At 62.3% G+C, this 21,123-nt stretch carries 13 protein-coding genes; 7 read left to right on the forward strand and 6 right to left on the reverse strand.

Going from position 1 to position 21,123, the window contains the following annotated elements; all coding sequences use genetic code 11:
* The first annotated feature begins 224 nt into the window (after nucleotides 1-224).
* From VJ464_06325 to VJ464_06335, 3 genes are all read left to right on the forward strand, one after another.
* Complete coding sequence (locus VJ464_06325) at nucleotides 225-929, forward strand: gamma-glutamyl-gamma-aminobutyrate hydrolase family protein (protein HKQ04729.1); 705 nt, start codon at nucleotides 225-227, stop codon at nucleotides 927-929.
* Nucleotides 930-994: 65 nt separating this feature from the next.
* Complete coding sequence (locus VJ464_06330; GenBank protein ID HKQ04730.1) at nucleotides 995-1,585, forward strand: Uma2 family endonuclease; 591 nt, start codon at nucleotides 995-997, stop codon at nucleotides 1,583-1,585.
* Nucleotides 1,586-1,928: 343 nt separating this feature from the next.
* Nucleotides 1,929-5,195: a S41 family peptidase gene (locus VJ464_06335; GenBank protein HKQ04731.1), complete on the forward strand. Its 3,267-nt coding sequence runs from the start codon at nucleotides 1,929-1,931 to the stop codon at nucleotides 5,193-5,195.
* An 87-nt stretch (nucleotides 5,196-5,282) separates the two neighbouring features.
* On the opposite strand, the gene VJ464_06340 is transcribed toward VJ464_06335, so the two are convergent.
* Nucleotides 5,283-6,662 (reverse strand): S41 family peptidase, encoded by a 1,380-nt coding sequence (locus VJ464_06340; GenBank protein HKQ04732.1) that lies wholly within the window; start codon nucleotides 6,660-6,662, stop codon nucleotides 5,283-5,285.
* A gap of 193 nt (nucleotides 6,663-6,855) precedes the next feature.
* Here VJ464_06340 and VJ464_06345 point away from each other — a divergent pair, with 193 nt between their 5' ends.
* A complete protein-coding gene (locus VJ464_06345; GenBank protein HKQ04733.1) occupies nucleotides 6,856-8,619 on the forward strand; it encodes an amidase in 1,764 nt (587 codons plus the stop codon).
* Nucleotides 8,620-8,661: 42 nt separating this feature from the next.
* Here the strand turns inward: VJ464_06345 and VJ464_06350 are convergent, their stop codons facing one another.
* From VJ464_06350 to VJ464_06360, 3 genes are all read right to left on the reverse strand, one after another.
* The gene (locus VJ464_06350) at nucleotides 8,662-9,615 is read right to left on the reverse strand and encodes an aldose 1-epimerase (protein ID HKQ04734.1); all 954 of its coding nucleotides are present in this window, start codon (nucleotides 9,613-9,615) and stop codon (nucleotides 8,662-8,664) included.
* Nucleotides 9,616-9,692: 77 nt separating this feature from the next.
* A complete protein-coding gene (locus VJ464_06355) occupies nucleotides 9,693-10,298 on the reverse strand; it encodes a DUF4230 domain-containing protein (GenBank protein ID HKQ04735.1) in 606 nt (201 codons plus the stop codon).
* 108 nt (nucleotides 10,299-10,406) lie between these two features.
* Complete coding sequence (locus VJ464_06360) at nucleotides 10,407-11,270, reverse strand: neutral zinc metallopeptidase (GenBank protein ID HKQ04736.1); 864 nt, start codon at nucleotides 11,268-11,270, stop codon at nucleotides 10,407-10,409.
* Nucleotides 11,271-11,463: 193 nt separating this feature from the next.
* Here VJ464_06360 and VJ464_06365 point away from each other — a divergent pair, with 193 nt between their 5' ends.
* Nucleotides 11,464-11,706, forward strand: a complete 243-nt coding sequence (locus VJ464_06365) for a hypothetical protein (protein ID HKQ04737.1) — start codon at nucleotides 11,464-11,466, stop codon at nucleotides 11,704-11,706.
* A gap of 14 nt (nucleotides 11,707-11,720) precedes the next feature.
* Here VJ464_06365 and VJ464_06370 read toward each other — a convergent pair whose 3' ends face one another.
* Nucleotides 11,721-12,992 (reverse strand): lactate racemase domain-containing protein, encoded by a 1,272-nt coding sequence (locus VJ464_06370; GenBank protein ID HKQ04738.1) that lies wholly within the window; start codon nucleotides 12,990-12,992, stop codon nucleotides 11,721-11,723.
* A 13-nt stretch (nucleotides 12,993-13,005) separates the two neighbouring features.
* Nucleotides 13,006-14,439, reverse strand: a complete 1,434-nt coding sequence (gene uxaC / locus VJ464_06375) for a glucuronate isomerase (protein HKQ04739.1) — start codon at nucleotides 14,437-14,439, stop codon at nucleotides 13,006-13,008.
* A gap of 238 nt (nucleotides 14,440-14,677) precedes the next feature.
* Between uxaC and VJ464_06380 the strand changes: the two genes are divergently transcribed.
* Both VJ464_06380 and VJ464_06385 read left to right on the forward strand, forming a co-directional pair.
* Complete coding sequence (locus tag VJ464_06380) at nucleotides 14,678-18,085, forward strand: S41 family peptidase (GenBank protein HKQ04740.1); 3,408 nt, start codon at nucleotides 14,678-14,680, stop codon at nucleotides 18,083-18,085.
* Between the two features lie 190 nt (nucleotides 18,086-18,275).
* Nucleotides 18,276-21,123, forward strand: a 2,848-nt coding sequence (locus VJ464_06385; protein ID HKQ04741.1) for a PDZ domain-containing protein, incomplete at its 3' end; no start/stop codon positions are given.

Below are 21,123 nucleotides of genomic sequence, written 5' to 3' on the forward strand. Positions count from 1 at the left end.
AACACCGGAAGATCACCGGACACCATGCGAGGCGCAAACTACAAAGGGGCATCGGAGATGCGACGTTTTGATAGCGTACCTGCATTATGTCTGTCGGCGGGTGACAGTCAACAGTTTTCTTCAATGAAGCTCATGGCGGCCCCTGATGAGAGCCCCAAACATAGGGCATCTTTTGCGGAAATTCTTTAAAATAAGGAGCGGGATAAACAGTGAAGGAGACATTTATGCGGCGACCCATCATCGGCATCACGGTCGGCATCGATCACGGCGAGCGCCTGCGCGCCGGTCACGATTATCTCTACGTCAAGCGGGCTTATGCGCAGGCCGTCGCCGAGGCCGGCGGCCAGCCGGTGCTGGTCTCTGCCGAGCTTGAGCCGGCGGCGGTCGCAGAGATTTGTGACGGGCTGGTGATTTCCGGCGGCGACGACATTCCGCCGCAGCTTTACGGCGAGCGCCCCACCGCGCCGATGCGCCCTGAATCGCGCGAGCGCATCGCCTGGGAGCGGCAACTGCTCGATCACTTTTCGCAAACCGCGACGCCGCTGCTCGGCGTCTGTTACGGGATGCAACTGATCAACGTTCACTTCGGCGGCACGCTGATGCAGGACATCCGCACCGAGAATCCGTCGGCATTCGATCATGGCGGCGGCGAGCGGGCGACGGCGCATGAGATCAAGACCGCTGTGGATTCTTTTCTGCGCCCGCTTTTCGGCGAGGCGGTCATGGTCTGCTCGACGCATCATCAAGCGGTGGCGCGCGTCGCGCCCGGCTTTCGCGTCGCGGCGACCGCAGAAGACGGCATCATCGAAGCCATCGAGCGCGACCACCTGCTCGCCGTCGAATGGCACCCGGAAGCCGACCAGACCGGCGCGGCCATCTATCGCCTGCTGGTCGAACGTGCCGCCGCACACCGCCAGACGAGATCATAAAAGTGACATAAAGTACGCGATCCGTGCTATACTTCGCCGCAAGACGACTACAGGAGCAAACTGAGATGGCAACGACAATCCGCTGGACTTCGGCAGACCTTGAGAAGCTTCCCCACGACGAGACTCACCGCTACGAGATCATCGAGGGGGAGCTAATTGTGTCGAAATCACCTCACTTCAATCATCAATTGGTCTGCATGAACGCAGGCACTTTACTGAAAGGCTGGAACGACAAAACGGGAGTGGGACTGACCGTTTCCGTGCCGGGTTTGATCTTCTCTGAAGACAACGACGTGATCCCGGATGTCGTCTGGATCAGCAAGGCGCGGCTTCAGACGGCGCTTGGGGCGGGCGGCCACCTCTATCAAGCGCCCGAGTTGGTGATCGAAGTGCTGTCACCCGGCAGCCAGAATACTCGGCGCGACCGCGAGCTGAAGCTCAAGCTCTACTCGCGCTGCGGCGTTGACGAATATTGGATTATGGATTGGCCAACGCGCCGCGTCGAAGTCTTTCGCCGCACGGAAGCCGGCTTGCAACTCGCCTGCACGCTCGACGAGGGCGACACGCTCACCACGCCGCTGCTCGAAGGCTTCGCCGCCCCGGTCGCCAGCTTCTTTGAAGGCCTCCCGCCGCAGACTCAGCCGGATAACGCTTGAACATTTCAGCGGATTTCAAACGGTTCGCCTCTGTAGCGCAAGCTGTTAGCTTGCGCTACACAAAAAAAGTTAAGGGCCGCGCGAGGAGGAGCGCGGCCCGTGGTCTCAAGTACAGATTGGAAGGACGGAATCTAGCTCTCAATTAGTTGGCCTCAGTATAAGCCGTCATCCTGGCAAAATCAGTGACCGCCGTCACGCCTCAATGTTTATTCCTCACAATTCTCAGTTTTTCCAGCTGCGCCGCCCGCGCCCGCTTCTCTTGTAACCGCCAGGCTACAGCCGGCGTCTATGTTATTCTTCAGCACGCATCGATTACATTAAGGATCAATCCCAAGGAGGCTCTATGAAAAGACTCTATGCGCTTGCATTGCTCGCTCTCGCCTGCCTGCCGATAGCGGCGGCGGGCCGCGAAGCCCGGCTGGTGCGCTACCCGCATTATTACAAAGGACGCATTGCATTTACCTACCTCGGCGACGTCTGGACGGCTAACGAAGACGGCTCGAACGTCACGCGCTTGACGGTGCATAAGGCGCGCGATGTCTACCCGCGCTTTTCGCCTGATGGCCGCTGGATCGCTTTCTCGTCCGACCGCGACGGCAATCTCGATGTCTTCATCATTCCGGCTGGCGGCGGCACCGCCAAACAACTGACCTTCCACTCCGCCGACGACGCGGTGCTGGGCTGGACGCCGGATTCGCGCGCCGTCCTCTTCTCTTCGCAGCGCGGCGAAGACTTCATGCCGAAGCTCTACACGGTTAGCGTAGACGGCGGCCTGCCGCGTAGCGCCGGCCCCGACATGGGCGTCTGGGCCAGCTATTCGCCCGACGGCCAGAAGCTCGCCGTCAACCGCCGCTCGCAGGTCTACTGGCGCAAGTATTATCGCGGCGCGTATCAAAGCGACGTGACGGTGATGGACGTGGCGGCAAAGAAGTTCACCGACATCACAGACTTCAATGGCGCGGACTCGTGGCCGATGTGGGCCTCGGACGGCTTCATCTATTTCGTCAGCGACCGCGACGGCAACGGCCTGACCAACATCTGGCGCGTCGCCGAAAGCGGCGGCAAGGCCGAGCGCGTCACCACCTTCAAGAGCGGCGACGTGCGCTGGCCGGCCATCAGCGGTGACGGCAAGACCATCATGTTCGAGCATGACTTTGGCGTCTGGAAACTCGACACCGCGAGCCGCCGGGCGACGCCCATCAAGCTCGACATCGCCGCCGAGACGCAAGAGAACGCCAGCGAGACGCGCGACTTCAACTCGCAGGTTGACGATTACGACCTCGCGCCGTCGGGCCGCCGCATCGCCCTGACGATTCACGGCGAAATATTTACCGCGCCGACCGACGAAGGCGACCTGCGGCAAATCACCAACAGCCCCTGGCGCGACAAAGACCCGCAGTATTCGCCTGACGGCAAGTGGGTCGCTTTCGTCAGCGACCAGAGCGGGCGCGAAGAAATCTACATCGCCCCGGCGGACGCTAGCCTCCAGCCGCAGAAGATCACCGACATCGATGCCCTGAAGCTCAACTTCGCATGGTCGCCCGGCTCGAAAGAGATTGTCTTCACGGCGTCTGATGACAAGCTGCGCAAGTACAACGTCGACAGCAAGCAGACCGTCGAGCTGGCCACGTCGAAGTACGGCAACATCGGCGCGCCGGTCTGGTCGCCCGATGGTAAGTGGATCGCTTACGCGAAGCCCGACTACACGCGCACACAAGACATTATCTTGATCTCGGCTTCGGGCGGCGAGGAGCGCAAGGTGACGTTCGACTCGTCAAACGACATCAACCCGCACTTCACGCACGACGGGCGCAAGCTCTACTTCGTGCGCACGGAAGCCGGCGCGGGTGGCGGCGGGCAGCCGTCGGCGCAGCTTTACGCGGTCGCCCTCGAACGCCAGGAGCGCGACCCCGCCGACCCCGAAGACCGCCCCGAAACCACCGATCAAGACCAGGACGGCGCGCAACGTCGAGCGATGGGCGCGCCGCGCAATCAGCCGGTCAAAGAGATCAACATTGACTGGGCGGGCCTCAAGCGCCGCACTACGCAAGTGACGCGCATGCCGTTCGCGGTCTTCAACTACACCCTCGCGCCGGACAACCGCACGGTGGTATTTGTGACGACGGAGCCCGCCGGCACGCGCAGCATCCCTGTGATCTACTCGATTCAGGAAGACGGCAAGCGCTTGACGCGGCTGGCCGCGGGCGAAGCGCCGAGCGGCGAAGGCGAAGGCGGCGGCGGCGGTTTCTTTGGCCGCGGCGGCATCTCGAATCTGAACGTCACGCGCGATGGCCGCTCGCTCTTTTATCAGGAAGGCAACGCCGTCTATTCTCTCGCCTTGCAAGCTCAGGCGGCAGGCGCGGCGGCGGCTCCGACCGGCGCGACGGCGGGTGGCCGCGAGAGCGCGCGGCGGCGCGTCAACTTTGTCGCCAAGGTCAAGATTGATAAGCCCGAGGAATGGGCCGAAATGTTCGACGATGCATGGCGGACGATGAAGTACCGCTTCTATGATCCGCAGATGCATGGCAAGGACTGGGACGCGGCGCGCGCCAAGTACCAGCCGCTCGTCGCAGATGTCGGCGACCGGCAAGAGCTGTTAAACATCATCAACGAGATGATCGGCGAGTTGAACGCTTCGCACACCGGCGCGGCCCCGCCGACGCGCGGTCGCGAAGGCGGCGCGGCGACCGTGCATCTCGGCTTTGATCTTGAGCCCGACGCGGCGGCGGGCCGTTACAAAGTGACGGCGATTTATGAAGACGGCCCGGCGGATAAAGACTGGGTGAAGGTCAAGGCGGGCGATTACCTGATCGCCATTGACGGCAAGCCTGTGAAGGCCGGCGACGATTACTGGGAGCTGTTGAACGACCGCTTGAATCGCAAGGTGACCGTGACCTTAAACGACAAGCCGAGCGAAGAGGGCGCGTGGCGGGCGCGCATCGAGCCGGTGTCGATGCAGGCGTTCAGCCAGTTGCGTTACGAGCGCTGGGTACGGCAGCGGCGCGAGATGGTCGACAAGCTCTCTGGCGGGCGCATCGGTTACCTGCACATTCAGGCGATGAACCCGCCCAGCTTGCGCCGGTTCGAGAAAGAGATTCGCGAGAACCGCAACAAGGAAGCGCTGATCATTGACCAGCGTTGGAACGGCGGCGGCAACATCGAACAGGAGCTGCTGGCGATACTCGTGCAACGCGAATATCAAATCTGGCAGCCGCGCGGCGCCGAAGCGACGGGCCGTCCGTTCGCAGGCTTCTTCGGCCCCAAGGTGGTGCTGCAAAACTGGCGCTCGGCTTCAAACGCCGAGATGTTCCCGGCGGGCTTCCGCGCGTTGGGATTGGGCAAGGTGATCGGCACGCCAACGATGGGCGCGGTGATCGGCACGGGCAGTTATTCGCTGATTGACGGCTCGACGGTGCGGACGCCGGGCGTCGGCGTTTTCCTCGCCGACCAGAAGCGCACGAACATGGAGAACTACGGCGTGCAGCCCGACATCCTGGTCGAGAATACGCCTGAAGACAACCTCGCGGGCCGCGACCGCCAGCTTGAGACTGCCGTGCAGGAGTTGTTGAAAGAGCTCGGCTCGCGCAGCCAGCAGGCAAAGAAAGATTAAGTCCGCATCACTTCAACCGCCAAGACGCCAAGAACGCCAAGAAGAGCGAATCTATCTTGGCGTTCTTGGCGTCTTGGCGGTTGATCTTTATTTTAATATCTCAAGCGCTTTCTCTAGGGCCGTATCACGTCCAGCTTCGAGGTCAGCTTTCGGGAAGACCAGCACACGAATCTCCGGCGGCACGCCTGTAGCCTCGAAGTGCTTGCCCTGCTCGGTCAGAAAGACTTCATTCGGCAAGCCGAAGCGCCAGCCGTTGGGGAGCTGGCGCACCAGCACATCTGAATAAACGCCCTGCGTGTTTTCGCCGATGCGTGTGATGTGCGGCTGCCGTCCCATCAAGGCCATCGTGAAGGTCTCGCCGGCGCTCACGGTGTCGGGGCCGATCAGCTCGACGACGCGCTTGAGGAAACGCGGGCGGTCGCTCGGACGGGCCGTAGAAGGTTGCGGCGGCGTCCAGCTTTCGGGATTCTGCGCGTCATTGCGTGCCCGCTTGACGAACGCAACGTAAGCTTTGTCGGTCAGCCGCCCGGCGATCTGCACGCCGTAAGGGTCAGCGCCGCCGCCATTGATCCGCACATCGATCACCAGCCCGCGCAGCCCTTGAACATCTTTCATGATTTCATCGAGCGCCGCGTCGAGCGCGAGCGCGCCTTCGTCGAAACTGCCTTTGGCGTAGTCCGCAAACGCGTCGATGCGCAGGTAGCCCGCGCCGCCTTTCAAGCGGGCGTAGCGCACGTGGCCGTTGCACCACGAGCGCAATTTATCTTCGAGGTAGCGGCTTTCGAGAATCTCAATCGTCCGTTTCTTCTCGTCGCCGGTCAGCGCCAGCGTGCCGGGCCGCTTGCCGCCAAACCCCTTCTTGATACTCCGCGCCGCGATGAAGGTGTGAGCGTCGTGCAGCGGCTCGATCATCGCCTTGAAGATGTCGAACAGCTCTTCTGGCTTCGTCTCGGCAGTCACCTTCGCGCGGTAGGTCCGGGTGACGGCGGCCCAGTCTACGCCGCGGTGCTTCAGAAAACCATGATGCGCGGCAAAGGTCGCGGCGAAGACTTCGAAGTTGGTCACCGGGTCGTTCGCGGTCTCGTGGCCGCAGACTTCGGGGCGCGAAGTTGCGCGGCGGAATAGCACCTTGGAAGCTGCGCCGAGGTAGTGAAACCACTCCGTATTCGGCGATGGGCCTGGGGTCAGGAAGAGGACATCGTCATCGTTGACGAATCGCCTACCGCGCGGGTCGGCGGGCTCGGCCTGTAGCTTGAAAGTGTCGCCGCGCATGCAACTGAGCGAGGTGATTTCAAACAGCTTGATCTCGCCGCCCTTGACCTCGGCCAGAAGACCGTAGCCATCCGAGAGCCAGTAGCCATCAAGCGAGTGCGCCGCCGTGTCGGTGGCTTTGACCAGCGGCAGCACGACGAGACTGCACAGGATGAAGAGTAGAACGATGCGCCTTGTGACAATCGGTCGGGCCATCGCGCCTCCTTGTGTGAGCCATGATTGGTAGAGAGTCCGCTTCGTCGGCGTGACCCAGATTATGCGAAACCAGCGAAGCAGGCAAGCACGACTACGGCGCGCCCCGGCTGATGGATTTCTGCCTGCCCTGATGATATAAACCAGAGGCCACGGCAAAGCCTTTGCCGCGCTCAATCCACCCGTTAATGGAAAGATGATGAAAAAAGCCTCGCGTGAAAAAACTGCTCGCAAGAAAAGTGATTCGGCTAACCGGGTCAACCGCCGCGCCTTCGTCAAGCTGCTCCCGGCTGCCGGCGCCACGGCGATTGCCGCTACGCGCATCGACACGGCGACGCTGGCGCAGCCGCCGCAGCAGCCGCAGCCGCCACAGCGCATCACCAAAGAGATGCTGCACAGCGCCGAGCAACTGATCGGCGTCGATCTCACGCCTGCGCAAGAAGAGATGGCGCTGCCGGGCGTCAACCGCAACCTCACGGCTTACGAATCATTGCGCAAGATCGATGTGCCGCTCGACACCGAGCCGGCCATCACGTTTCACCCGGCGCTGCCCGGCAAGAAGTTCAACACCACGCCGACAAAATTCAAGTTGAGCAAGCAAGCGCCGCCAACCTTCAAGTCGGTCGAAGAGGTCGCTTTCTTCACCGCCGCGCAGCTCGGCGAATTGATTCGCACGCGGCGACTGTCACCCGTCGAGCTGACGCGGATGTATATCGCGCGGCTCAAGCGCTACGGGCCGAAGCTCAACTGCGTCGTCACGCTGATGGAAGAAACGGCGACGCGGCAGGCCGAGCAGGCCGAGCGCGAGATCAAGAGCGGCAAATGGCGCGGGCCGCTGCACGGCGTCCCCTGGGGCGCGAAAGACTTGTTCGCCACCCGTGGCACACGAACGACCTGGGGGGCCGAGCCCTTCCGCGAGCAGATGATCGATACGGACGCCACGGTGGTCGAGCGGCTGCGCGAAGCCGGCGCGGTGTTGTTGGCCAAACTTTCGATGGGCGCGCTGGCGCAGGGGCCACGCTGGTTCGGCGGCGTGACCCGCAACCCGTGGGTGCCGGACGAAGACCGCATCGGGTCGAGCGGTTCGTCGGCAGGCTCGGCGGCGGCGACCGCTGCCGGCCTGGTCGGCTTTGCCGTCGGCACCGAAACGCTCGGCTCGATTGTTTCGCCGTCGTCGCGCTGCGGCGTGGTCGGATTGCGCCCGACCTATGGGCGCATCAGCCGCTACGGAGCGATGGGGTTGAGCTGGACGATGGACAAGGTCGGGCCGATCTGTCGCGGCGTCGAAGACTGCGCGGCGGTGCTTCAGGCGGCTTACGGGCCGGACGGGCACGACCTGACCGTAGGCGATGCGGCATTCAACTGGATGCCCGACAGGCCGCTTGCCGGAATGCGTATCGCTTACCTGCAAGCCGAGTTCGAGCGCGGCGACGACAAGCAGAAAGCCATGTACAAAGAGGCGCTCGACGCCTTGCGGGCCGCGGGCGCAAAGCTTGAAGCGACGGAGCTGCCGAAGTTTTCAACCGACGGACTGCGCATCATCTTGAGTGCCGAAGCGGCGACGGCTTTCGATGACATCACCCGCGATGGCCGGATCAATCAACTGTCGGGGCAGACGCCGAACGATTGGCCGAACTCGTTTCGCACTTCGCGTTTCATCACGGCGGTCGAATACCTGCGCGCCCAGCGCGCCCGCACGCTGCTGATGCGCGAGATGGATCAGTTCATGTCGAGGTGGGATGTCTTCGTTTCGCCTGCGCCCGGTAGCGCCAGCTTGCTCATCACTAACCTGACCGGCCACCCGGCGGTCTGTCTGCCGTGCGGCTTTATAGACAATCTGCCGCGCTCGCTGATGTTCACCGGCGGCTTGTATGACGAAGCCGCGCCGCTCCGCGTGGCGATGGCTTTCGAGCGCGCGACGCAGTGGCACACCATGCACCCGAAGATGGATTGGGCTTGAGCCATCGCACAACCGCGACCGGCGGTAATCGAGCGGTCAGAATTAGGCTAGCAATCGTTGATAGAGCCACACATCAAAGCTCGCCTGTGCGCCGGGCGCAAGCGTCAGGACGTTGCTCGGGAGGCCGCGCTGCTCAAGGTTGAACGCATCCGTCGGGCAGCTATTCGGTTCAATGCAGATGGCCGGGCGTGGCGCGGGCGGCGTGTAGACGACGACAAACGGGAATTGTCGCGGGCTGAATTCGATGATGGTTTCCAGGCGTTGCGTGTCATCCGTCAATCGGCACTCGGTCACCGCGTCGGCGGCGCTCAGGCCGCTATAAATATCATCCAGCACCAGACTGTCGAGGTCGCGCGGCTGACGTAAATCATAAGCCTCATCCACCTCCATCACCTTGCCGGTCGGTAAGCTGTCGGCAAGCTCCCAGCGATGGCTCGCGGGGACTTGAATCGAGCCGCGAGCCGGGCGGCGAAAGTAAGGGTGCAGGCCGAAGCCCGCGGGCATCGCCCGCTCGCCGGTGTTGGTCGCCATCAGGTGAATGCCGAGCCTGCCTTCATGCAGGCGATAGGTCATCTCCAATACAAAAGGGAATGGGAACTGGCCGAGAATCGCTTCGCCATAGTCGCGGGCGTCGAAGCGGCAGCGCAACCACGCGCCGTCCGTTTCAGAAGCCTCGGCTTCGACGACCGTCCAGGCTTTATCACGCACAAAGCCGTGGCGCGGCGGATTGATTTGATAGGCGGTTCCCTGAAAAGTGAACTGGCCGTCGCGAATGCGATTCGGGAAGGGGAATAGCACAGGGATGCCGTAGCTTGTCGGGCGGCTGACGAAGTCATCGAAGGCGACCGGCTCTAAAACATCGGACGCCGCGCGCAATGCGAAGCAGTTGTTGCCGAGCGCCGGGGCGACCTCGGCCTGTGCCTGCCCGGCTTGTTCGAGAATAAAAATCTCAACGCCGCTGCGCGTCTGGCGATGGACGGCATAATCATTGGCCATATCAAATCCCTCCGCCGGCCAATCCTATCGCAGGTCGCGGCCATCGCAAAGCGCACCGATGAAAAAGAGCTTGGCGGTTAACGGTAAGTGATTTCGGCGCGGTAGCCATTTGTGGAAAACATGGCTTGCAGCATCTCGGTGGCGCTCTGCTGGGCGGCGTCGGCGACCTTCATCTCGTTGCCGGTTTCGGCAAACTTATCGCGCGCCAGTTTGTAGATCGCGTCGTGGTCGGCAGCCGTGAAGGGGTTCCACAGACCGCGCTGCTCGTCGTAGGTCTGCACGTTGGTGATCTCGATGGCCAGCACTTCGGGCCGCGGCAGACTGATGGTGATTAGTTTGGTCTTGTCGTCAATCTGCACGTCTGTGCCTTTGTCGAGGTTGATGCCCGCGAGCAACTTTCCGGTAATCACAACCAGGGCTTTCTTGGTCGAGCCGTAATAGGTGTTTTCGTAGACGACGACATCGCGCAGGGTGGTTTCGCTCGACACCAGCTTGGCGACTTTCTCGACTTGCTGGACGACCGCCGACTGCGTCACCTGCGTCTGGCTGGCGTTGCCGGCCATCAGGTTGAGCCGCGCAATCGCCAGCCAGATGGCCAGCGACAGCACGACGCCCAGCAAGGCCAGCCCGACCGCCCACGGCCACAGCCGGCGCGGCTGCGCGTTCTGTTGATTGAATCTCATAGCAAGACCATCAATATTGTAGCAGCAAACCGCAGAGGGCGCAGAGAGCGCAGAGGAGTGAATTCCTCTGCGCCTCTCTGCGCCCTCTGCGGTTTATCAGGCGATCACCTACAGGCTGTCGTAGCTGCGGTTGAAGAGCTCCATCATCCGCGACAGGTCGCCGGTATCGTAGCCGAGCCGGAACCAGCGGGCGCGCTGCTCACTGGTGCCGTGCGTGAACGAATCGGGCACGACGTAGCCGCGCCCTTGCTGCTGCAAGCGGTCGTCGCCGACGGCGCTGGCGGCGCGCAGCGCTTCTTCGAGGTCGCCCGGCTCCAGGATATCTTTCATCTGTTGCGCGTGGTGCGCCCAGACGCCGGCCAGATAGTCCGCCTGTAATTCCGTCCGCACCGACAGGTGATTCGCTTCGGCCTTGCTCACCTGCTGCTCTTTGGCATGGACCTGATCGAGAATGCCCAGGACTTTCTGAACGTGATGGCCGATCTCGTGGGCGATGACATAAGCCTGCGCGAAGTCGCCCGCTGCATGGAAGCGGGTCTGCAACTCATCAAAGAATTGCAGATCAATATAGACGTGGCGGTCGTTGGGACAGTAGAACGGGCCGGTCGCCGCCGAAGCAAAGCCGCAGCCGGATTGGCTGGTGTCGGTAAACAGCGTCAGCGTCGGCTTCGGATACGTCTTGCCTTGCTGGCGAAACAGTTGATCCCATACGTCCTCTGTGTAACCGAGAACGACCGCGACAAATTTTTTCTCTTGCTCTTCGCGGGCGGGGTCTATGCTGCGACGCGCCCCCGGCATACCGCTCGGATTACCGCCGCCATCCGGTTGTAACGACCCCGGATCATGGCCGGTCAGTAAGCTTACGACCAGCACGATCAAACCCAGAAGCCCGCCGCCCGCCGCAATGCCGCCGCCCGACATGCCGCGCCGGTCTTCGATGTTGCTGCTCTCACGACCGCCTATCCAACGCATCATGCACCTCTCAAATCAATGATCATTCTTGCCGATTCCGCAAGCACTGTGTAGCGGAAGCCGACAGCCTGTACGAAGATCAGCATATTTCCCGGCGCGCATTTTGGCCATTGGCCGATTATCATCGCGCCTCACTTTGCGGAGCAATTTCATTGCCACGACTGAGGCCGGGCGGCTGTGGTATCATCGAGGCATGGCGAGAGGATGGGAGAGTAAGGCGGTCGAGGCGCAGATCGAAACCGCTGAAGCGCGCGCTACCCCGGGCAAGTCGAAGCGAACGCCCGAAGAGATCGAAAAAGCGCGGCGGCGCGAGAGCCTGCTGCTGTCGCGCAATCGCGTCCTGCAAGACCTGCAACAGAGCCGCGACCCGCGTTATCAAAAGATGCTCAACGAAGCCCTCGCGCATCTCGACGTCCAGCTCGCTGAGCTTGATTAAGATGGCGGAGGCGGCTAGGCGTTGATTGCCGCCGGCTTCAATCGGTAGAGCATCTCGCCGGCCTTCGGCACCAGCAAGCGGCCTTCAGCTTCACGCCCGCGCCAATCTTCAATATTAATTTCTGCGGGATCGAGATAACCAAGATGCAAGCGGCGGCAGCGCTCCTCAGGTATCCGCGTCGCCAGTGTCACACGGATGCGCGGCGCTTCGATGCCCGTCTCAGCGTCAAAGGTTCCCGTGCCGCGCAGGTGCGTGCTGTGCGCCAGGACGCCGCCGGGATAGTGCGCGAAGCGCGGCCACTGTTTCAAAAAATAATCACGAACGTGGTAGCCGACGCGGTTGAGCAGCGCGCCGTGCGTATAGCTGACTTCGTCAATGTGCGGCGCGTAGATGATGATCTCGCCGCCGTCGGCGACCACAGGCTCCAGCTTGTACATGCCCTTTGCCGCCGTCCAGATGTCGGCGTACATTTCAGGCATCACCGACAAGACGCGCGCAAACGGGCGCTCGACCCAGCGGATATGTAATTTCGCCGACAGGTCGGCTGCGGCTTCGTAAGCGGCTTCGGGCGAGCCGATGAAGAGCCCGGCCAACTGCTCGCCTTTAACGACCAGGCTGAAGCAGAGCTTCGGGCGATCAATCATCGCCGCCGCCCGGTCAATGACGCGGCGCACAGGCGTGTAGCGTGTGCCGATCACTTCATAGCTGGTAATCAATGCGCCGAGCCAGTGCGAAAAGTTGATGACCTCGGCGCCGCCGATGCCGGGGAAGAAATACTTATTGCCGCCCGAAAAGCCGACCACTTCGTGCGGGAAGGTCGGCCCGCAGATGATGATCTGATCGTAATCGAAGATCAGCCGGTTCAAGCGAACGTCTACCGCTTGATTAAGCAGGCCGCCGGTCATCTCGCTGATCTCTGTCGCGGGAATCTCGCCGAGCGTCGTGAAGGTTTCCGGCACGTCCCATCGGTGGTTGAATATCCGGACGCCGGCAAACACGGTGGCGCGCTCTTGCGCCGTCACGCCGACCAGTTGATTGATGGCCGCTTCATTCAACGGCTGATGGGTGCCGAGCGCAATCAGATAATCGAGCGCGGCGACGCGCCCGCCGAGCAGTTCGTGAAAGAGGCGAAACATCTGTGGGATGGGCGCGGTGCGTGTGCGGTCGGGGATGAGAATCAGCACGCGCTTGCCGTCGAGTTCGGCAGCCGCGAGCGCTTCGCTCATCAGCCCGCGAATCTCGGCTTCCGTCAAGAAGCCCTCTTCATACCCTTTGCCGATCAGCATCACTACGCCGCCTTCAATCGAACTTGTACGCCTGCTTTGCCAGGCGGTAAGCCAGATCGTGAATCATCTCTTCGGCGTCACTCAGATCAATCACGCCGCGCACCACCAGCCCCGCCAGCCAGTCCGCATCCACGCGCCGCGCCAGGTCGTGCCGCGCCGGGATCGAAGGAAACGCCCGCGTGTCGTCGTTGAAGCCGACGGTGTTGTAGAGCCCTGCGGTCTCCATCACCTGATCGCGGTAACGCCGCATGCCGTTGATGCTGTCGTGAAACCACCAGGGCGGGCCGAGCTTCACCGCAGGGTAATGACCCGCCAGCGGCGCAAGCTCTCTGGCGTAGCTGGTCTCGTCGAGCGTGAAGAGGATCAGCTGGAGCCGCGCGTCGTTGCCGAAGCGTTCAAGCAAGGGACGAAGGTTGCGCGTGTACTCTGTCGCCAGGGGGATGTCCGCGCCTTTGTCCATGCCGAAGCGCTCGAACAGCGCGCGGTTGTGGTCGCGGTACGAGCCGGGATGAAACTGCATCACCAGCCCGTCTTCGGCGCTCATGCGAGCGCTCTCGATCAACAGGTGCCCGGTGAAGCGCCGCGCATCGTCACTGCTTGCCTCACCCTGCAATGCCCGCGCGAAGATCGCTTCGGCCTCGTCGTCCGACAATACTTCGGTGTAAGGCGTCAGCGCCGCATGATCCGTGGCGGTCGCGCCCATCGCTTTGAAATAAGCGCGCCGGTCTTCGAGCGCCGCAATCAAACGGCGATAGCTGGTGACTTCCATACGGCTCGCGCGGCTCAAGTCGTTGATGTTGTCGCGCCAGCCGGGGCGGTCTATGTTCACAACGCCATCGGGGCGGAAGGTCGGCACGACTCTACCCGTCCAGCCCGATTCGCGGATGGCCCGATGGTGTTCCAGTGAATCGCTCGCCGCATCGGTCGTCGCCAGCACGTCGATGTTGAAGCGCTCGAACAGGCGGCGCGGGCGGAACTCTGGCTGTGTAAGGCAGGCGGCAATCTGGTCATAGATGTCCTGCGCCGATTCCGCGGTCAAGCGGTCTGTGATGCCGAATACATCATGAAGCTCGTGCGCCAGCCACGCGCCCGTCGGCGTGCCGCGAAATAGATAGAAGTGATCGGCGAAGAGCTGCCAGATGCGGCGGTGATCGCCTTCGACTTCGCCGCCGTCGCGGCGCGCAATGCCCAGCCGTTCCAGCGCGACGCCCTGCGAATAGAGCATGCGGAAGATGTAATGATCGGGGATGAGCAGCAAATCCGCGGGCGTGCCGAACGAGTAATCGGGATCGGCAAATAGTCGCGGGTCAACGTGACCGTGCGGGCAGACGAGCGGCGCGCCGGCGACTTCGTCATAGAGGCGGCGGGCGAGCGCTCGCTGCCGCGGGTCAGGATCGAAATAGCGGTCTGCCGACAGGGTGATCTTTGCGCGGTTTGCTTTCGCCATAAGCGCTCTCATTCTACAACGCAACCGGCCCGGCTTGAAGCCTGGGGGCGACCAAAACGGCGTGACAAAAGGCCGCCGCTTGCGTAGACTGCAACTTAACCTACGCGGCTCTGATTTTCCGGGAATGTGCCCTTTCTCAGCCGCGTATGTCAACCCGCTCGCACATTCAATGAGTCAGACCATGAGCCTGATGCGCTCGATCAACGATCACCCAAACGTTATTTCGGAGGATGTTTTTATGTCTACACGATGGTTTCGTGTGCTAATTCTCGCGGCGCTGTTTCTCCTGCCCGCGGCGGTGTCGGCGCAGACCAAGCTGCTGCGCTTTCCCGACATTCATGGCGACCGCGTCGTCTTCACTTATGGCGGCGACCTGTGGACGGCGTCCACGAGCGGCGGCACCGCGACCCGCCTGACGGCGCACCCCGGCATGGAGGTCTTTGCCAAGTTCTCGCCCGACGGCAAGTGGATCGCCTTCACAGGCCAGTACGATGGCGACGAGCAGGTTTACGTCATGCCTGCGGGCGGCGGCGAGCCGAAGCAGTTGACCTTCTACCCGGCGCGCGGCCCGCTGCCGCAACGCTGGGGCTGGGACAATCAAGTTTACGGCTGGTCGCGTGACGGGCGCAGCATCATCTTCCGCTCGCTGCGCGATTCGTGGACGCTGCCCGTCGCCCATCTCTACAGCGTCTCGGTCAACGGCGGCCCTGCCGAGCAACTGCCGATGCCCGAAGCGGGCTCAGGCGACCTGTCGCCCGACGGCTCGCAGATCGCCTACTCGCCGCAATTCCGCGATTTTCGCCCGGAAAAACGCTACGGCGGCGGCCAGGCGAACGTCCTCTACATCTTCAACCTGAAGACCTACGACTCGCGGCGCATCAGCGAAGGCGTGCGCCCGAGCCGCGACCCGATGTGGATCGGCAATACCGTCTATTACGACTCGGATCGTGACGGCCATTACAACCTCTATGCCTATGACGTGCCGAGCGCCAAGACCACGCAGGTGACTTTCAGCAAGACCTGGGACGTGCGCTGGCCTTCGAGCGATAGCGAGAGCCGCATCGTCTACGAGCTGGACGGCGAGCTGCACGTCTTTGACACGCGGGCGAAAAAAGACAACGCCATCTCGATCTTCGTGCCTGACGATGGCCTGCACAAGCGACCGAGCCGCATCAATGTGGCGCAGAACATCGAAGACTATTCGCTCAGCCCGAAAGGCGAGCGTGTCCTGTTCTGCGCGCGCGGCGACATCTTCACCGCGCCGGTCGAGCATGGCCCGACGCGCAACCTGACCAACTCAAGCGGCGCGCACGACAAGTGGCCGCGCTGGTCGCCCGACGGCTCGCGCATCGCCTTCATCTCTGACAAGAGCGGCGAAGAAGAAGTCTGGGTCGTGCCGCAAGACGGCTCGAAGCCCGCCGAGCAGATCACCAACGGCGGCCACGCCATGCGCTACGCGCCCGAATGGTCTGCCGACGGCAAGCTGATCGCCTTTAGCGACAAAGACGGCAAGATATTTATTCTCACCCTCGCCGACCGCAAGCTGACAGAGATCGTTGATTCTTCGCGCGGCCAGATACGCGATTATGCGTGGTCGCCCAAGGGCAACTTCCTGGCCTTCAGCATGCCTGAGGCGAACAACAACTCGGCGGTCTATGTCTGGAGCGCCGCCGACAACAAGCTGCACCGCATCACCGACGGCTTCTTCAATGCACAGAACCCGGCGTGGGACCCTGCGGGCGATTACCTCTACTACCTGAGCGACCGCGAATTCGCGCCGCAGATTTCTTCCATCGAGTTCAACTACGCGCTCAACCGCGAGACCAACATCTATGCGGTCACCCTGCGCAAATCGGTCAAGCCCCCCTTCCCGCCCGAAAGCGACGAAGTCACAGTCGCTAAGGAAGGCGAAACGCCCGCCGCCAAGCCGCAAGACAAAGGCGACCCGCAGGTGCCGCGCGAGCCGGTCAAAGACGTCAAGCGCGAGCCGGCGCAAGCTCAACCCGGCAAGCCTGAGCCGCCCGCGGGCGACCAGCAAGCCGCGCCTACAGACAAACCCGCGGCGCCCGCGGCCAAAGCGCCAGCGACGATGACCATCGACTTCGACGGCATCACCGGGCGCGTCGCTCGCGTCCCTGTGCAAGCCGACAACTACGGCGGCTTGAGCGCCAAGGCCGGCCACCTGCTTTACGGCGTCGGCCCGGCCTTCTACTACGGGCGCGCCCCCGACCGCCAGACGCAGTTGCGCATCTTCTCGATGAAAGACCGCAAAGAGACGACGCTGGTCGATGGCATGTTCGGTTACGCGCTCGCCGATGACGGCTCGAAGATTGTCGTCCGCACCGCTCAGGGCCTCGTGATGATGGACGCCATCGCCCGCGCCGAGCAGCCGAAGAAACCGATCTCGACCACCGGCCTGATGGTAGACCGCGTGCCGACCGAAGAGTGGAATCAAATCTTCAACGAAGTCTGGCGGCGTTACCGCGACTGGTTCTACGTCACCAACATGCACGGCTTCAACTGGGAAGGCTTGCGCGAGCAGTACCGCCCGCTGTTGCAATACGTCGCGCACCGCTCGGACCTGAACTACATCATCAGCGAGATGATCGGCGAATTGACGATCCAGCACACCTATGTCGAGGGCGGCGATATACTGCTGCCGCCGCGCCCGCGGGTGGCGCTGCCCGGCGCGCGCTTCGATCTAGACAAAGAAGCGCGGCGCTACAAGATCGGCAAGATATTCGAGGGCCAGAACGAAGAAGAGATTTATCGCTCGCCGCTCACCGAAGTCGGCGTTGATGTGAAAGTCGGCGATTATGTCCTGGCCATTAACGGCGAAGAGCTGAAGGCCGAAGACGATCCCTACCGCTTGCTTCGCAACCGCGCAGACAACCCGGTTTACCTGACCGTCAACAGCCGCCCGACGCTCGATGGCGCGCGGACGGTCTCGTTCCGCCCGGTCACCGATGAGAGCAAGCTGATCTATCTCGATTGGGTCGTCGGCAATCGCCGCAAGGTCGAACAGTTGAGCGGCGGGCGCGTCGGTTACCTGCACGTTCCCGACATGGGAGCCGACGGCATCCGCGAGTTCATCAAGTGGTATTACCCGCAGCTCAACAAAGAGGCGCTGGTCATCGATGACCGCGCCAATGGCGGCGGCAACGTTTCGCGCATGCTGATCGAGCGCCTGAGCCGCAAGTGGCTGGGGGTGAATTACAGCCGCACCAGCGAGACGGGGAACACCTATCCGGACGGCGTTTTCATCGGGCCGATGGTCTGTCTGCTCGATCAGAACTCGGCGTCCGACGGCGACATCTTCCCCTATATGTTCCGCGAGGCCGGCCTGGGGACATTGATCGGCAAGCGCTCGTGGGGCGGCGTCGTCGGCATCAGCAACCGCGGGCCGCTGATCGACGGCGGCGGCATCAGCGTTCCCGAATCCGGCCTGGCCAGCAAGAACGGCGAGTGGATCATCGAAGGCTATGGCGTTGATCCCGACATCGAGGTCGAGCGCGAGCCGAAGGCGCTGATCGAAGGCCACGACCAGCAGCTTGAGCGCGCCGTCAGCGAAGTGATGGGCAAGCTCAAAGGCCGCGAGGTCAAGCTGCCGCCGAAGCCCGCCGGCCCGGTCAAGACGTCGAAATAGTGACAAGTGACAAGTGACGAGTGACAAGAGCGCGCCGTACCCCTCGGTACGGCGCGCTCTTCCTTATTGCTCACTGCCAGCCTCTTTCTTGTCACTTGTCACTTGTCACTTGTCACACCTTTGACCGAGCCCCCGCTTCGTGATAGAAGCATTGAAGTCAGCAACTCAACAATTCATCGGAGGCCACCTTATGTCTACGCGCCGTGCTGCGACTATCGCCTGTTGCATCATTCTTCTCTCCATCACCGGCCGGCTGGCGCTGGCCGCTACACCGAATGGCGGCCCGACGCGCCTGCTGCGCATGCCGACTGTCAGCGCCACGCAGATCGCTTTCGCTTATGCGAACAACATCTGGGTCGTCGAACGCACGGGCGGCACCGCCCGCCGCCTGACCAGCTTTCAAGGGCAGACCGCCAACCCGCACTTCTCACCTGACGGCAAGTGGATCGCCTTCAGCGGCGAGTACGCCGGCAACATGGATGTCTATGTCGTGCCCGCCGAAGGCGGCGAGCCGCGCCGTTTGACCTGGCATCCCGGACCGGACATGGTGCAGGGATGGACGGCGGATGGCAAAGCGATTCTCTTCGCTTCGACGCGGGCGACCTGGGCGCCGAGCGGCGCGCCGCGCTTCTGGACTGTCCCGGCGGAAGGCGGCGTCGAATCGCCGATGCCATTGCCGCGTGGCTATCAAGGAAAGATATCCGCCGACGGCTCGCGCATCGCTTATCGCATGAACAACTCGTGGGACGAAGAGCGCCGCAACTATCGCGGCGGCCAGAACCGCCCGGTCTGGATCGTTGATCTCAACAGCTTTGATCTGATCTCGCCGCCGTGGACCGACTCGAAAGACATGGAGCCGGTGTGGGTCGGCGACACGGTCTACTTCCTCTCGGACCGCGATGGCGTGTCGAACGTATGGGCCTACGACACGCGCTCGAAGAAGCTCGCGCAGGTGACGCGCTTTAATGACTTTGACGTGAAGACGATGGATGCGGGCGCCGGCGCGGTCGTCTTCGAGCAGGCCGGTTACATTCACGAGTTCGACCCGCGCACAGGCAAAGAGCACACGGTCAACATCACGGTCGCCGGCGACTATCCGTGGATGATGCCACGCTGGGAAGACGTAACCAACCGCATGACTAACCTGGCGCTGTCGCCGACAGGCCGCCGCATCGTCGTCGAAGCGCGCGGCGAAGTCTTCACGATCCCCGCCAAAAAAGGCGACGTGCGCAATCTATCTCACTCAAGCGCTTCAGCCGAACGCGACCCGGCGTGGTCGCCCGACGGCAAATACATCTCTTACTTCAGCGACAAGTCAGGCGAGTATAAGCTGATGATCGAAGCGCAGGATGGCTTGACGCCGCCGCGCGAGATTGCGCTCAAAAACCCGACGCACTACTACACGCCGTCGTGGTCGCCCGATTCCAAGAAGATCGTCTTCAGCGACACCAACCTGCACGTCTGGGTGCTGGACGTCGCCTCGGGCGAAGCCAAGATCGTCGGCAATGATCCGTGGATGGTGCCGCAACGGACGCTCAACCCGGTCTGGAGTCCCGATTCCAAGTGGGTGGCTTATTCGAGCCGGCTGCGGTCGCTCTATCACGCCATCTTCGTGAGCAACGTCGAAACCGGCGAAACCAGGCAAGTCACCGACGGGCTGGCCGATTCCGTCTGGCCGGCGTGGGACGCCAGCGGCAAGTATCTCTGGTTCTTTGCCTCGACCGATTTCGGGCTGCGCTCGCAGTGGCTCGACATGACCTCTTATGACCACGACGAAACTTTCGGGCTATACCTGGCGGTCTTGAAGAAAGGTGAGCCGAGCCCGCTGCTTCCCGAAAGTGACGAAGACAAAGGCATCGGCAACGCGCCGCCTCCGGGCAATCGCGCGGCCTGCGGCGGTGATGCCGCAGGCGCGGACACGCCCGTCGCCGACGCGGCTCAGACCGACACGCCACCGCAAGCCGAGCGCCGCCCGCGCCCGCCGGTCAACGTGCAGATTAACTTCGATGGCTTGCAGCAACGCATCATCGCGGTGCCGGGGATTCCCGAGCGCCAGTATTCGCGATTGCGCGCAGGCGTCGCGGGCACAGTCTATTACCTCGAAACCAGTAACAGCGGACGCGGCGGACAGGGGGCGGGCGAGCCGGGCAGCACGCTCACTCGTTACCGCTTGAGCGAGCGCCGCGCCACGCCGTTTATCAGCAACGTCGCCGAATACGCGGTCAGCGCCGACGGTCACAAACTGCTCTATCGCACCCCTGCGCCGCCGCAACAGGGCGAACGCGCTGCCGGTGCAAACCCTGTTTCACTCTTCCTGGTTGATGCCGACTGTGTGCCGCCACAGGCAGGTCAGGGGCGCTTGAACGTCGCGCTGCGCATGTACCTTGAGCCGAAGGAAGAGTTCAAACAGATCTTCAACGAAGGCTGGCGCAATCAGCGCGACTATCTCTACGTGCCAAACATGCACGGTACGGACTGGCCAAAGATGAAACAGATGTACGGGCAGTTGCTGCCGTACGTGATGCATCGCGCTGACCTCAACTACCTGCTGGACATCATGGGCGCTGAGATCGCCGTCGGGCACTCGTACGTTCGTGGCGGCGACATGCCGACCGTACCGCAGGTAATCGGCGGCCTGCTCGGCGCGGATTTCGCGATCGAGAATGACCGCTACAAAGTCACGCGCATTTACGACAACGAGAGTTGGAACCCGGATCTGCGTTCGCCGCTTGCGACGCCGGGTGCGAACGTCAACGTTGGCGACTACATTCTTGCGATTAACGGCATGGAGCTGAAAGCGCCCGACAACATTTATCGCCTGTTGGACGGAACAGCCAACCGGCAAACAACGCTGACTGTAAACACGACTCCTTCGATGCAAGGCGCGCGAACAGTCACCGTCATTCCAGTTGCGAGCGAGCAGGCGTTGCGCACCAGAGCGTGGGTCGAGTCGAACCGGCGTCTGGTTGAAAAGCTTTCAGAAGGCCAGCTTGCTTACGTTTATCTGCCGAATACGGGTCAGCCCGGCTACAACAGTT

The sequence above is a fragment of the Blastocatellia bacterium genome (assembly GCA_035275065.1).
GTDB lineage: Bacteria > Acidobacteriota > Blastocatellia > UBA7656 > UBA7656 > DATENM01.

What these genes read in the sequence shown, in the direction of transcription:
- VJ464_06325 (HKQ04729.1), top strand. Translation starts at nt 225, where the DNA reads ATGCGGCGACCCATCATCGGCATCACGGTCGGCATCGATCACGGCGAG.
- VJ464_06330 (HKQ04730.1), top strand. Translation starts at nt 995, where the DNA reads ATGGCAACGACAATCCGCTGGACTTCGGCAGACCTTGAGAAGCTTCCC.
- VJ464_06335 (HKQ04731.1), top strand. Translation starts at nt 1,929, where the DNA reads ATGAAAAGACTCTATGCGCTTGCATTGCTCGCTCTCGCCTGCCTGCCG.
- VJ464_06340 (HKQ04732.1), bottom strand. Translation starts at nt 6,662, where the DNA reads ATGGCCCGACCGATTGTCACAAGGCGCATCGTTCTACTCTTCATCCTG.
- VJ464_06345 (HKQ04733.1), top strand. Translation starts at nt 6,856, where the DNA reads ATGATGAAAAAAGCCTCGCGTGAAAAAACTGCTCGCAAGAAAAGTGAT.
- VJ464_06350 (HKQ04734.1), bottom strand. Translation starts at nt 9,615, where the DNA reads ATGGCCAATGATTATGCCGTCCATCGCCAGACGCGCAGCGGCGTTGAG.
- VJ464_06355 (HKQ04735.1), bottom strand. Translation starts at nt 10,298, where the DNA reads ATGAGATTCAATCAACAGAACGCGCAGCCGCGCCGGCTGTGGCCGTGG.
- VJ464_06360 (HKQ04736.1), bottom strand. Translation starts at nt 11,270, where the DNA reads ATGCGTTGGATAGGCGGTCGTGAGAGCAGCAACATCGAAGACCGGCGC.
- VJ464_06365 (HKQ04737.1), top strand. Translation starts at nt 11,464, where the DNA reads ATGGCGAGAGGATGGGAGAGTAAGGCGGTCGAGGCGCAGATCGAAACC.
- VJ464_06370 (HKQ04738.1), bottom strand. Translation starts at nt 12,992, where the DNA reads ATGCTGATCGGCAAAGGGTATGAAGAGGGCTTCTTGACGGAAGCCGAG.
- uxaC (HKQ04739.1), bottom strand. Translation starts at nt 14,439, where the DNA reads ATGGCGAAAGCAAACCGCGCAAAGATCACCCTGTCGGCAGACCGCTAT.
- VJ464_06380 (HKQ04740.1), top strand. Translation starts at nt 14,678, where the DNA reads ATGTCTACACGATGGTTTCGTGTGCTAATTCTCGCGGCGCTGTTTCTC.